Consider the following 12,889-nt stretch of genomic DNA (forward strand, 5'->3'; position numbering starts at 1 on the left):
GACACACAGATATGCGCTCTGCCCTTGTTATTAAATATCCTACTGTTCCGGGACGAGGATTTCGCGTTTGCCCACGTGATTTGCTGCCGAAACAACGCCTTCGTCCTCCATCTGCTCGACCAGCCGTGCGGCCTTGTTGTAGCCGATGGCAAGTTTCCGCTGGATGTACGAGGTTGAACACTTGCGATCCTTGATCACGATGGCAACCGCCTGATCGTACAGCGCATCCTCGCCGTTGGTGTTACCGCCGGTGTTCAGCCCCAAAACCGCGTCGATATTGTCGGCCTTGTCCTCGGACGGGCCGTCCAGCACGCTGCCGACATAGTCGGGCGGGCCATACTGCTTGAGGTGGTTCACGACCTCCTCGACCTCTTCATCGGACACGAACGGCCCGTGGCAGCGGGTGATCTTGGCGCCGCCAGCCATGTACAGCATGTCGCCCTGCCCCAGCAGCTGTTCGGCCCCCATCTCGCCCAGGATGGTCCGGCTGTCGACTTTCGATGTCACCTGGAACGAGATCCGGGTCGGGAAGTTGGCCTTGATCGTGCCGGTGATGACGTCCACCGAGGGCCGCTGCGTGGCCATGATCAGGTGGATGCCCGAGGCCCGCGCCATCTGCGCCAGACGCTGGATACAGGCTTCGATCTCCTTGCCGGCCACCATCATCAGGTCGGCCATCTCGTCGACGATGACGACGATATAGGGCATGGCCTTGGGTTCGAACTCTTCCGTCTCGAAAACGGGTTCTCCGGTTTCGTCGTCGAACCCGGTCTGGACCGTGCGGCTGAACAATTCGCCCTTGGACAGCGCGTCCTTCACCCGGCCGTTGTAGCCGGCGATGTTGCGCACGCCCATCTTGGACATCTTGCGATAGCGGTCCTCCATCTCGCCGACGACCCATTTCAGGGCGACCACCGCCTTTTTTGGGTCGGTCACGACCGGCGACAGCAGATGCGGGATGCCGTCATAGACGGAAAGTTCCAGCATCTTGGGGTCGATCATGATCAGGCGGCATTCGTCCGGTGTCAGCTTGTAGAGCAGCGACAGGATCATCGTGTTGATCGCCACCGACTTGCCCGAACCGGTCGTCCCGGCGATCAGCAGGTGAGGCATCTTGGCCAGGTTGGCCACGACCGAGTCTCCGCCGATATCCTTGCCCAGCGCCAGCGGCAGCGCATGGGTGCCGTCGCCGAAATCGCGGCTTGCCAGGATTTCGCGCAGGACCACCATCTCGCGGTTCTCGTTGGGCAATTCGATGCCGATGACCGAGCGTCCGGGCAGGGTCGAGACACGCGCCGACAGCGCCGACATAGACCGGGCGATATCATCGGCCAGCCCGATCACGCGGCTGGCTTTCAGGCCCGGTGCGGGTTCCAACTCGTACATCGTGACGACAGGGCCGGGGCGGACACTGACGATCTCGCCTTTGACCCCATAATCATCCAGCACGTTCTCCAGCATCCGCGCGTTTTCCTCCAGCGCTTCGTCACTGAGGTGATGACGCTGAATGCCCGACGGGTTCGTCAACAGGCTGAGCGGCGGCAGTTCGAAATCCGTGTGCCGCTCTTCGAAAGACAGGCTGGGCTGCGCTTCGGCCTGAGCCCGTCGCGACGGCAGGACGTTGCGCCGGACTGGCTGCGCGACAACCGGCTTGCGCGGTTCGGCAACCGGGATCTTCATGGCCGGGCGCGCCTCGGCGATTGGGTCCTCTGAATCCTCGAACACCTGATCGTCGTCGATATCCTCAGGCGCATAGGCCGAAAGCGGGTCTTCCGCGAACGTCTCCATATCCGCAGAAGGCTGCGCCGGGTGCCCTGTCAACGGCGGCTCGGGCGGAAGCCCGGCAGCAGTCAGCGGAGGTTCGGGCGGAAGGTTGCCCGCACGCGGCGCATTCAGGATCAGCGGGTCGGGACCACGGCCGCGCCCCTTGGTCAGCGGGCGGTTCGGATCGGGCTCGGGCGCGATTTCACCAGTGGCGACCTTGCGGTTCTGTATCACCGCGGAGATCTTCGAACGGATCCGGTCCTCGCCCGGCATCTCGTCATATCCGGTAACGGGTTCCGGATCGACCAGTTCGGGTTCGGGCATCGGCTCGGGGCGGCGGATCAGGCCAGGCATGCGCGCAAGCAGGCCCGTTTTTACGGGCTCGGGGGCTGCGATCTCGGGCTCTTCAAAGACCGGATCGGCATAGGCCAGTTCATCCTCGAATTCGGCACCGGCGGCCTGGGTTGCCTTGCGTTCCTGCCACTTTTCCCGGCGCGCCTGCGCCGCACGGGCCGTGGCCGAAGCCCCCTGCCCCAGCGCGGTCATCAGCATGTCATAGGCCATCACCAGACCCAGCAGGAAAGCCCGGAACCCGCGCCGGACGTCCGATTTGGTGAAACCCAGCACAAAGACGCCCAATGCCAGCATGCCGGCCGCCATGGCCAGCGACATCAGCTTGACCATGAAATGCGACGAGATCGGCAACAGCGTCAGCAGCGCACCCATCACCGTGTCGCCGAACAGACCGCCCAGACCAAAGCTGTGCGTCGCGCGCCATTCGGCGCCGGGCACCAGGGTTGCGGCATAGACCGAGAGGACGGCGATCCAGATCGGCGCGAAAATCAGGCGGGCCACGGCGCGATCCTCGCCGAAATGGCCGGCAAAGCGCGCGCCCCAGCCGACCAGAACCAGCGCGATGCCAAAGCTGCCCCAGCCCACGATCATGAACAACGGCGCGGCGATCGAAGCGCCGAACCGGCCCAGCCAGTTCTGCACCGGCGCGTCGGTCGAGACCATCCAGTTCGGATCATCCGGCGTGTAGGACCAGATCATCGCCGCAGCGGCCAGGCCGGCCAGAATCAGGGCGATCCCAATCAGTTCCTTGCTGCGCCGCTCGATCGCGGCCTGGGTAGTGCTGTCCAACAATGGGTCGCGGTTGCGCGCGTTGTAAGATGCCATGTGCCCTCGTACCTCACGAATAGATGCAGTCGCGGAGCGTGATCAGCCCGCGCTGCATCTCTGTTTTTGGGGCCACCATCGCGACCCTGATAAAGCCTTTGCCCGGGTTCTGCCCCGGATCCCCTTGTGAAAGATATGCGCCCGGCAGGACCCGAACCCCGGTTTCCCGCCACAGCTTCAATCCGGCCTGCTCGCCATCCTCGACGGGCAGCCAAAGAAAGAACCCCGCCTCGGGCGGCAAATAGCCCTGAACGCCCGCAAACACCTGATCGGCGATGGCGTATTTTTCCTGGTACAGCGCGCGGTTTTCCTGAACGTGCGCCTCGTCGGCCCAGACCCTGGCCGCGGCGGCCTGCAACGGCAGCGGCAACGGCGCCCCGGCATAGGCGCGCAACTGCTTGACCCGCTCGATGCTTTCCGGCCCGCCCGCGATCAGCCCCGACCGCAGCCCCGCCAGGTTCGACCGTTTCGACAGCGAGTTGAACAGCGTGATCCGCTCGGGGTCGGCGCCCAGCTCCTGCGCGACGGTCAGGATGCCGGTGGGCGGCGCGTCGCGGTAGATCTCGGAATAGCACTCGTCGGCGAAGATGCGGAAATCATACCGCTCGGCCAGCCGGATCAGCTCGGCCCAGTAGTCGCGCGAGGCGACGGCACCCTGCGGGTTGACGGGCGAACAGATATAGGCCACGGCGGTGCGGTTCAGCACATCCTCTGGCAGGCCGGCATAGTCCGGTAGATGCCCGGTGGCCGCGGTGGCCGGCACGAAATACGGCTGCGCCCCGACCGAGATCGAGGCCACCATGTAGACCTGATAGAACGGGTTGGGGCACAAAACGATCGGCTGCTGGCCGTTCTTTTGCTCGGGGCAGAGCGCCATGGCGGCGTTGTACAACCCCTCGCGCGTGCCGTTCAGCGCCATGATGTTGGCCTCGGGGTCCATCCGCACGCCATAGCGGCGGTCGATCCAGTCGGCGATGGCCCCGCGCAGCGCGTCCGACCCCTCGTTCGGCGGGTATTTCTGAAATCCGGCGGCATTTTCCACGATGACATCGGTCACCCAGGGCGGAAAATCATGCTTGGGCTCGCCAATCGTCATATGCACGACATCGCCGCCCGGCGCGTGATGGTCGAGCAGGGCGCGTAGACGCGGAAAAGCATAGGCCGGTAGGTTCGAAAACCGCTCGGGGAAATTCATGACTGCTGCCTCGATACCGGGATCATTGGCGCCCCGGTTTTCCAGCAGATTACAGGCCGAACCCCCGCGCGTCCAGACAAAGAGGTTCCGAATCAGGGGATTGTGGCATTCAGGTCAGAACAGCCTCGGCCGCCGCACCTAGCCGCAAAAGCGCCTCTTCCGAGCCCGGATAGCCCAGCATCATCAGCCCGCATGACGGTGTCGTGGTGGGCAGCGACAGCGCCGCCAGCCCCATCAGGTTGCCGATCCGGGTGTTGCGCAGAGCCAGAAGGTTCTCGGTGACGTAGTAGTCATGGTCGTTCATCAGCCGGTCCAGATCCGGCGGCAGGATCGGCGCGGTGGGGGCCAGAACCGCGTCGAAGCCGGCGGTGGCCGCGTCCCAGGCCGACCGGCAGGCCTTCAGCCGCGACCACGCGGCCACGTAATCCGGGCCGGAATGCCCCTTGCCCGCGCGGAACCGTTCAAGGATCTCGGGATACATCGCCTCGGGGTTGGCCTCGATCACGTCGCGCCACAGGCCATAGGCTTCGGTGGTGTAAAGAACACCGGACAGGCCCATCGCCTCGGCCAGCTCCGGCACCTCCAGCGGCACGATCTCGGCCCCGGCATCGCGCAGGCGATCCAGCGCCTCGGCATAGGCCTGGCGTGGTGCGTCGCGCAGATCGTCCTGCGCGATGGTCTGCAGATCGGCAAACCGCCGCCCCTTCAGGCTGGCACCCCGCAGATCGGCCGGCGTTCCGCCCTCCAGCAGCGCCAGCATCTGCGCCGCATCCTCGACCGACCGTGCCAGCGGACCGACCGTGTCGAACCGCAGGCACAGGGGCACCACGCCCTCGAGGCTCAACCGCCCCGACGTGGTTTTCAGCCCCACCAAGTCGTTCCACGCGGCCGGAATGCGCACCGATCCGCCCGTGTCCGAGCCGATTCCGCAGGCCGCCAGACCAAAGGCCACCGACGCCGCCGCGCCCGAGGACGACCCGCCCGGAACCGCCTTTTCGTCATTCACGCAGGGCGGCGTCGCGGTGACGGGGTTCAGACCAAGGCCCGAGAAGGCCAGCTCGCTCATATGCGTCTTGCCCAGACAGACCGCGCCCATGGCCGTCGCGTTGCGCAGGACGGTTGCGTCGTTCTCGGGCACCCGGCCGCGCAGCAGGGCCGATCCGGCCTCGGTTCCGATCCCGGCGGTGTCGAACAGATCCTTCCAGCTGATCGGCACCCCATCCAGCAGGGACCGGCGCAGCCCTTGGGCCACCCGTTCCTTGGCTGCGCGGGCTTCGGCGTGGGCGCGGTCATGCGTGACGCGGGCATAGATGCGATCGCGGTGCGGATGGGCGTCGATGGCCGCCAGATAGACCTCGGTCAGTTCCTCGGGATCGATCTGCCCCATGCCGATCCCCCGGCCCAGGTCACATGCCGTCATGGTCAGCCAGTCCTGCATCTTTGCCCCCTTGTCGGAAAAATTCGTGTTTCGGCGACGGTAGCGACAGGACTGCACATGGACAATCCCGAAAGGGCGCGCATATTGCACCGCATGACACAGGTTTCCGATATCTTGATCGTGGGCGGCGGGCTGAACGGCCCTGCCCTGGCGCTGGCGCTGGCGCAGACCGGGCACAGCGTCACCGTGATCGACGCGCTGGCCGAGAAGGTGCGCAAGAACGCGGCGTTCGACGGGCGTGCCTATGCGCTGGCGCTGGCCTCGCAACGGTTGCTGGCCGCGATCGGCATTTGGGAGCGGGTCGCGGACCACGCCCAGCCGATGTTGGAGATCAAGGTCACCGATGGCCATGCGGGCGCAGGCCCGTCGCCGTTTTTCATGCATTTCGACCATGCCGAGATCGAGGAAGGCCCGATGGGCTATATGGTCGAGGACCGTCACCTGCGGCGCGCATTTCTTGCGGCGATGGCGGCGGACCCGGCGATCACCCGGGTCGATGGCAAAACCGTGGTTGCGCAGGAAACCGGGCCTGGTGGCGTGACCGTGACGCTGGATGACGGATCGGCGCTGTCCGGTCGGCTTCTGGTGGGGTGCGACGGCCGTCGCAGCGGCACCGCCGCCCGGGCCGGGATCAAGCGGACCGGATGGGACTACGGCCAGACCGCGCTGGTCTGCGCCATCGAACACGACCTGCCCCATCACGGCATCGCACATCAGTTCTTCATGCCCCCCGGCCCGCTGGCGATCCTGCCGCTGACCGGCAATCGCAGCTCGATCGTCTGGAGCGAACGCTCTGACACCGCGCAGCGCATCAACGCGCTGGACGAGGCCGAGTACCTTCAAGTTCTGCGGCCCAGGTTCGGCGATTTTCTGGGTAACATCCGCCTGCAGGGCGACCGGTTCACCTATCCGCTGAACCTGACCATCGCCAATTCCTTCATCGCCGAGCGGCTGGCACTGGTGGGTGATGCGGCCCATGGCATGCACCCGATCGCCGGTCAGGGGCTGAACGCCGGGCTGCGCGACGTCGGCGCTCTGGCCGAGGTGCTGACGCTGGCCGGGCGACGCGGCGAGGACATCGGCTCGGTGCTGGTTCTGGAGCGCTATCAGGAATGGCGCCGCTTTGACACGGCGGCCCTGGCAATGGCGACGGATGTGTTCAACAAGCTGTTTTCGAACGACAATCCGATACTGCGGCTGGGGCGCGACATCGGAATGGGCATCGTGGGCTCTTTGCCCGGCCTGCGCCGCGGCTTCGTGCGCGAGGCCGCCGGTTTGACAGGCGACCTGCCCAAGCTGCTGCAGGGCCGCCCGATCTAGTCGAGCTTGCGCGCCTCATCCACCAGCATCACCGGAATCCCGTTGCGGATGGGAAAAGCCAGACCAGCGGCTTTCGAGACCAACTCCTGCCGCTCGGCGTCATATTCCAGCGTGGTATGAGTCTGTGGGCAGATCAGCGCCTCGAGCATGTGGCGGTCGAATCCCGGTTCCGTCTCTGTCATTGCAATTGTTCCTCGTTTGAACCCCCGCGCAGCGAGAATTCGATCAGTGTGACAAGCGTTTCGCGCCGGGTGCGCAGACAGGGCGCCTCAAGCAGGGCCTGCTTGTCCTCAGGGTCGAAATCCAGAAGCATAGACAGGGAATTGACCAGCAATTCGTCATCCGCCTCGTTCAGTGACTCCCAATCGGTCGACAGTTGGCGGGCGGAAAAGTAACGCCCCAGCAGACGCAGGAAACCGGACCGGTCGAACGTATCGTCTATTTCCCCTTTGCCCAGATCGCGGTCGAACCCGTCCCAGGTAACGGCGCAGCGACGATACGGCGTGAAACCATCCAATTCGGATTGGATGCGAAACCGGGACACACCGGACAGAGTGATCAGATAGCGCCCGTCTTCGGTCTCGGAAAACTGCGTGACACGTCCGGCGCATCCGATCCGATGCAATTTGGTGTCGTCGTTCTGACAAGGGTTCGGCTGGACCATGCCGATCAACCGCTCTTTGGTTTTCAAGGCGTCATCCAGCATTTGCAGGTAGCGGGGCTCGAAAATATGCAGCGGCAGGCGTGACCGGGGCAGCAACAGCGCCCCGGGCAGAGGAAACACGGACACCGTGTCCGGCAGATCGGCGGGATGCATCATGTTTCCGATTCTAGCTCTGATGCGCGGTTAGGCAAATATCATCGAGCTGAGTTTGCGGCGACCGTTCAAAACGATCGGGTCATTGGCCTTGAGCGCATCGAAGATGGTGAACAACTGCGCCTTGGCTGCGCCATCATTCCATTCCCGATCGCGGCGGAACAGCTCCAGAAGCTGGTCAACCGCCTCGGCGGCCTTGCCGTTGGCATAGAGCGCTTGCGCCAGGTCAAACCGGGCCTGATGGTTGTCGGGATCTGCTTCGACCGCTGCCGTCAACTCGGCCACCGGCCCGGCATTTGCGGCCTGTTTGGCCAGTTCCAGCTGCGCATGGGCAGCTTCCAACTCGGCCGTCGTTGAAATCTCGGCCGGAGCGCCGTTCAGGATCGCCTCGGCCTGATCAAGGTCACCCATCGCGATATGCGCTCGCACCAGGCCGCCATAGGCCGCGGCATGTTTGGGGTCTTCGCCAAGAATGGCGGCAAAGGTCTGGGCCGCATCCACTGCCGCGCCATCCTTCAGCATCTCTTCGGCGGCCTCCACGGCCTCGTCCAGCTGGCCGCCCGGGCTCTGGCCCCCGGCGGCCTCGATCACGCGGTCGATGAAGGCCTTGATCTCGGAGCCGGGCAACGCGCCCTGGAACCCGTCGATCGGTTGACCCTTGAAAAAGGCATAGACGGTCGGAATCGACTGGATACGCAATTGCGAGGCGATCATCTGCGCCTCGTCCACGTTGACTTTCACCATCTTGACCGCGCCCTTGGCCGCGGTCACGGCCTCTTCCAAGGCCGGACCCAAGGTCTTGCACGGACCGCACCAGGGCGCCCAGAAGTCGACAATGATGGGCAATTCCTGCGATGCCTCGACGACATCGGCCATGAAAGTGGCCTCGGTTCCGTCTTTGATCAGATCGGTGGCTGCGGGGCTGCCTGCGCCGTTCAGAAGTTCCATGGCATTCACTCTCCGGATTCAGTCTTGCGCCTTATATGCAACCAGCCGACCGGGAAACCAAGGGCCGAGTTGCGGAATCCCGCACCGATCAAAGATCGAAACTGGCAAAGACGGGCGCGTGGTCGCTGGGCTTCTCCCAGCCGCGCGCGTCGCGCAGGACGCGGCTGGAATGGCAGGCGTTCGAGATATCAGGCGTCGCCCAGACGTGATCCAGGCGCCGCCCCTTGTCAGCCGCATCCCAGTCGCGGGCGCGATAGGACCACCAGCTGTAGAGCTGTCCCTCGGGGATGTCCTGCCGGGTGATATCGACCCAGCCGCCCGCATCCTGCGTCTCGGCCAGTTGCGCGACCTCGATCGGCGTGTGCGACACGACCTTGAGCAGTTGCTTGTGCGACCACACGTCATCCTCGCGCGGGGCGATGTTCAGGTCACCGACCAGAATGGATTTCTGCGGCTTTTCAGCGTGGAACCAGTCCCGCATGTCGGTCAGGTAATCCAGCTTCTGGCCAAATTTCTCGTTCACCTCGCGATCGGGAACGTCGCCGCCTGCCGGGACGTAGAAATTGTGGATGATCACCCCGTTTTCCAATCGCCCCGCCACATGCCGGGCATGGCCCAGCCCGGCAAAGTCCTGATCGCCCAGATCCGTGATCGGCAGGCGCGACAGGATGGCCACGCCGTTATAGCCCTTCTGACCGCGGGCGATCATGTGGGTGTAGCCCAGTTCCGCGAATCCCTCGGTCGGGATCTTGTCGACCGGCGATTTGCACTCTTGCAGGCAGAGCACGTCCGGCGCTTCTTCCTGCAGCAGCTTCAGCACGATGGGCTCGCGCAGGCGAACGGAATTGATGTTCCAGGTGGCCAGAGTGAAAGGCATGATCGGGGTTCCCTTGTCGCGACTCGGGCAAACTAGCGCGGCAGGTGCCGGGGTGCCATCCGAAAAAAAGCCGGGCCAAAGGCCCGGCAGTCCAACAGGGAGGTACATGTCATGACCCGGACATGCACGGGATGGGATTATCCTAAAGATGCTTGCAGAGTATCACTTTGATCCACATCAATCCACCTATGGTTAAGACACCAGTCGATATCCACCAGATTCTGTGACCAAAAGGCGCGCATTGGAGGGATCGGGCTCGATTTTCTGACGCAGGCGGTAGATGTGCGTTTCCAGCGTATGTGTGGTTACACCGGCGTTGTAGCCCCAGACCTCGTGCAGCAGCACATCGCGCGCCACCACGCCGTCGGTCGAGCGATACAGGAATTTGAGAATGTTGGTTTCCTTCTCGGTAAGACGAATCTTGCGGTCGTCCTCGGTGATCAACATCTTCATCGCGGGTTTGAAAGTATAGGGCCCCAGGACAAAAACGGCATCTTCAGACTGTTCGTGCTGGCGCAGCTGCGCACGGATCCGGGCCAGAAGCACTGGGAACTTGAACGGCTTTGAAACATAGTCGTTGGCGCCCGCATCCAACCCCAAAATCGTATCGGCATCGCTGTCATGGCCGGTCAGCATCAGGATCGGGCTTTTGACCCCCTGCTTGCGCATCAGGCGGCACAGCTCGCGCCCATCCGTGTCGGGCAAACCCACATCCAGGATCACAAGGTCATAGATGGCTTCGCGCGCCCGCTCCATCGCGGATTGGCCGTCGGAGGCTTCGAATACATCAAAGTCCTCGGTCATCACCAACTGCTCGCTGAGCGCCTCGCGCAGGTCTTCATCGTCATCGACCAGCAGGATTTTCTTGAGTTGCGCCATGTCCCGGTCCTCCTAAACCTTTTGCAACACTTGAGCGTGGAAGATGCAATCAACAAGTTTTGCTGCAATGCTCTCACGCCCTCGTGTCTGTTGGGCCGGAAATGTTTCACATTTCCTTTCGAACGGGCTAGGACGAGGGTCGAACGTTACAGGATAACATCAATGAGTCTCATTCCAGACATCACCGAGTTGCTGGCCCGGGCGCGTGCCGACCTTCGGATGGGCGTTCCGGTCGTGCTGACGGATGACGGGGATTTCAGCGTTGTCGCCGTCGCCGCAGAGACACTCAACCAGCAGCGTCTGGCGGACCTGAGGGGTCTGGGCGACACGCCTGTGGTTGCCATCACCGGACGACGGGCCGAAACGCTCAAAGCCCGCGCCTATGACGGTGATCTTGCTCGGGTCGTGATTCCGGCCGAGGCTGATCTGGGGTGGGTGCAGGCGGTTGCAGACCCGTCCGATGACCTGAATGCCCCGATGAAGGGGCCCTTGATGACTCAGCGCCAGGGCAATGCACACCTGCATCGCATCGCAATCGCACTGACCAAATCCGCCCGCCTGCTGCCCGCCGCGGTGGTGGTTGCAGTCGAAAACGGCCAGGCCTTTTCGGCGACACACGGTCTGACCTGCATCGACCACACACGCGCTGCGCCGCATCTGGCCGATCGCAGCCCCTTGCACGAGGTGGTCGCCGCGCGCCTGCCGATGGAGGTGTCCGAGGCCGGTCGTCTGCACGTCTTCCGCCCAGAGGACGGTGGCGAGGAGCACTATGCCATCGAAATCGGCCGCCCGGATCGCTCGAAACCTGTTCTGGCACGGTTGCATTCGGCCTGTTTTACCGGTGACCTGATGGGCAGCCTGAAATGCGACTGCGGCCCGCAACTGCGCGGTGCCCTGGCCCAGATGGGGGCCGAGGGGCATGGCGTCCTGCTGTATCTCAACCAGGAAGGTCGCGGGATCGGCCTGGCCAACAAAATGCGCGCCTATTTCCTGCAGGATCAGGGCTTCGACACCGTCGAAGCCAACCACCGGCTTGGGTTTGAAGATGACGAGCGCGATTTCCGCCTTGGATCGGACATCCTGAAATCGCTCGGGTTCAGTTCGGTCCGGTTGCTGACCAACAACCCCGCCAAGATCGCAATGATGGAACGGACCGGGATTGCCGTTACCGAGCGTGTGCCGCTGAAGGTCGGGGAAACCGCCCACAACCGGGCCTATCTGGCGACCAAGGCCTCGAAATCGGGCCACCTGCTGTGAGCCCTCTTGATCTGGTGGTGACGCCGACCGGAGTGCGATTCTTCGGCCGCAGGTTTCCCTGCACCATCGGCAAAGGTGGCCTGAGCAACCACAAGCGCGAGGGCGACGGGGCCACCCCCACAGGGCACCACCACATTGTCGGGATGCTGTACCGCCCGGATCGGATTGCGCCGCCCGCCCCGTGGGCTCTGCCCATCGGGCCGGGCGATCTGTGGTCGGATGACGATAGGGATCAGGACTACAACCAGCACGTTCGGGCGCCCTATCCATGCAGTCACGAACGCCTGCGTCGGGCTGACCCGCTGTACGATCTGGTGCTGGTTACCGATTGGAATTGGCCCGTCGCCACACCGGGCGGCGGATCCGCGATCTTTCTGCATCAGTGGCGCAGACCGGGTTATCCGACCGAAGGCTGCGTGGCGTTCCAGCGCGACCACCTGCACTGGATCGCGCGGCGCGTCGCACCCGGAACCCGGATCATCATTCCGCGGGTTTGACCCGGTCACCAAAGATGGCCGACCCCACCCGGACATGAGTTGCACCCAGCGCGATCGCGGTTTCAAAATCGCTGCTCATCCCCATGGACAGGCCATCCAGCCCGTTTCGGCGCGCGATCTTGGCCAGCAGAGCAAAATGCAGCGCGGGCTCCTCGTCGACGGGCGGAATGCACATCAACCCACGCACCGGCAGGTCAAGTGATCGACATTCGGCGACAAAATCATCGGCCTCGGCGGGCATAACCCCAGCTTTCTGGGCCTCTTCGCCGGTATTCACCTGAATGAACAGATCAGGACACTGCCCCAGCTCTTGCGCCAGCCGCGCAAGGGTTTTGGCCAGTTTGGGACGGTCGACCGAGTGGATTGCGTTGCACAGCTCCATCGCCTGCCGCGCCTTGTTGGTTTGCAGCGGACCAATCAGATGCAGATCAATATCGGGATAGCTTTCACGGAAGGCGGGCCACTTGCCGGCGGCCTCCTGCACCCGGTTTTCACCAAAACACCGGTGACCCTGCTTCAACACGGCCTCGACCCGGTCGTTGGGCTGCACCTTGGATACCGCAATCAGCCGGACCGAGCCCTTGGGGCGGCCGGCTGCGGCTTCGGCCTTGGCGATGCGGGCGGTGATTTCTTGCAGCGACATGGATTCCCTCTGTTTCCATTTGTCCGCAGAAAAACACCATGTCGGCGCAAAAGAAAAGGGCGGGTCCGAAGACCC

The 12,889-nt window shown here is 63.7% G+C and carries 12 protein-coding genes; 3 read left to right on the forward strand and 9 right to left on the reverse strand.

The window, feature by feature from the left end:
- Positions 1-39: 39 nt before the first annotated feature.
- The 3 genes from ACR0NB_RS11020 to ACR0NB_RS11030 all read right to left on the reverse strand — a co-directional run bounded on the left by ACR0NB_RS11020 (position 40) and on the right by ACR0NB_RS11030 (position 5,576).
- The gene (locus ACR0NB_RS11020; RefSeq protein WP_480775680.1) at positions 40-2,943 is read right to left on the reverse strand and encodes a DNA translocase FtsK; all 2,904 of its coding nucleotides are present in this window, start codon (positions 2,941-2,943) and stop codon (positions 40-42) included.
- A gap of 13 nt (positions 2,944-2,956) precedes the next feature.
- Positions 2,957-4,138 carry an aminotransferase class I/II-fold pyridoxal phosphate-dependent enzyme gene (locus ACR0NB_RS11025; RefSeq protein WP_480775681.1) on the reverse strand — a complete coding sequence of 394 codons (1,182 nt, stop codon included), beginning with the start codon at positions 4,136-4,138 and terminating at the stop codon, positions 2,957-2,959.
- 109 nt (positions 4,139-4,247) lie between these two features.
- Complete coding sequence (locus ACR0NB_RS11030) at positions 4,248-5,576, reverse strand: amidase (protein ID WP_480775682.1); 1,329 nt, start codon at positions 5,574-5,576, stop codon at positions 4,248-4,250.
- A gap of 57 nt (positions 5,577-5,633) precedes the next feature.
- Here ACR0NB_RS11030 and ACR0NB_RS11035 point away from each other — a divergent pair, with 57 nt between their 5' ends.
- Positions 5,634-6,896 (forward strand): FAD-dependent monooxygenase, encoded by a 1,263-nt coding sequence (locus ACR0NB_RS11035; protein ID WP_480775683.1) that lies wholly within the window; start codon positions 5,634-5,636, stop codon positions 6,894-6,896.
- Here ACR0NB_RS11035 and ACR0NB_RS11040 read toward each other — a convergent pair.
- The 5 genes from ACR0NB_RS11040 to ACR0NB_RS11060 all read right to left on the reverse strand — a co-directional run bounded on the left by ACR0NB_RS11040 (position 6,893) and on the right by ACR0NB_RS11060 (position 10,417).
- The gene (locus ACR0NB_RS11040; protein WP_093964266.1) at positions 6,893-7,078 is read right to left on the reverse strand and encodes a Trm112 family protein; all 186 of its coding nucleotides are present in this window, start codon (positions 7,076-7,078) and stop codon (positions 6,893-6,895) included. The two genes, ACR0NB_RS11035 and ACR0NB_RS11040, sit on opposite strands and share 4 nt — an antisense overlap.
- Complete coding sequence (locus tag ACR0NB_RS11045) at positions 7,075-7,716, reverse strand: LON peptidase substrate-binding domain-containing protein (RefSeq protein WP_093964265.1); 642 nt, start codon at positions 7,714-7,716, stop codon at positions 7,075-7,077. The genes ACR0NB_RS11040 and ACR0NB_RS11045 overlap by 4 nt, the downstream gene beginning before the upstream one ends.
- 27 nt (positions 7,717-7,743) lie before the next feature.
- Positions 7,744-8,661, reverse strand: a complete 918-nt coding sequence (locus ACR0NB_RS11050; protein WP_480775684.1) for a tetratricopeptide repeat protein — start codon at positions 8,659-8,661, stop codon at positions 7,744-7,746.
- A gap of 88 nt (positions 8,662-8,749) precedes the next feature.
- Positions 8,750-9,538: an exodeoxyribonuclease III gene (locus tag ACR0NB_RS11055; RefSeq protein ID WP_480775685.1), complete on the reverse strand. Its 789-nt coding sequence runs from the start codon at positions 9,536-9,538 to the stop codon at positions 8,750-8,752.
- A 192-nt stretch (positions 9,539-9,730) separates the two neighbouring features.
- Positions 9,731-10,417 carry a response regulator transcription factor gene (locus tag ACR0NB_RS11060; protein WP_093964262.1) on the reverse strand — a complete coding sequence of 229 codons (687 nt, stop codon included), beginning with the start codon at positions 10,415-10,417 and terminating at the stop codon, positions 9,731-9,733.
- A 162-nt stretch (positions 10,418-10,579) separates the two neighbouring features.
- On the opposite strand from ACR0NB_RS11060, the gene ribA reads away from it, so the two are divergent.
- Entirely contained in the window at positions 10,580-11,674 is a 1,095-nt protein-coding gene (gene ribA / locus ACR0NB_RS11065; RefSeq protein WP_170593312.1) for a GTP cyclohydrolase II, read from the forward strand.
- Positions 11,671-12,171 (forward strand): L,D-transpeptidase family protein, encoded by a 501-nt coding sequence (locus ACR0NB_RS11070; protein ID WP_170439313.1) that lies wholly within the window; start codon positions 11,671-11,673, stop codon positions 12,169-12,171. Before ribA ends, ACR0NB_RS11070 begins: the two co-directional genes overlap by 4 nt.
- On the opposite strand, the gene ACR0NB_RS11075 is transcribed toward ACR0NB_RS11070, so the two are convergent.
- Positions 12,155-12,814, reverse strand: coding sequence for a YggS family pyridoxal phosphate-dependent enzyme (locus ACR0NB_RS11075; RefSeq protein WP_480775686.1), 660 nt, complete (start codon positions 12,812-12,814; stop codon positions 12,155-12,157). The genes ACR0NB_RS11070 and ACR0NB_RS11075 overlap by 17 nt on opposite strands.
- Positions 12,815-12,889: the final 75 nt, after the last annotated feature.

This window comes from Ruegeria sp. CG3 (genome assembly GCF_056537205.1).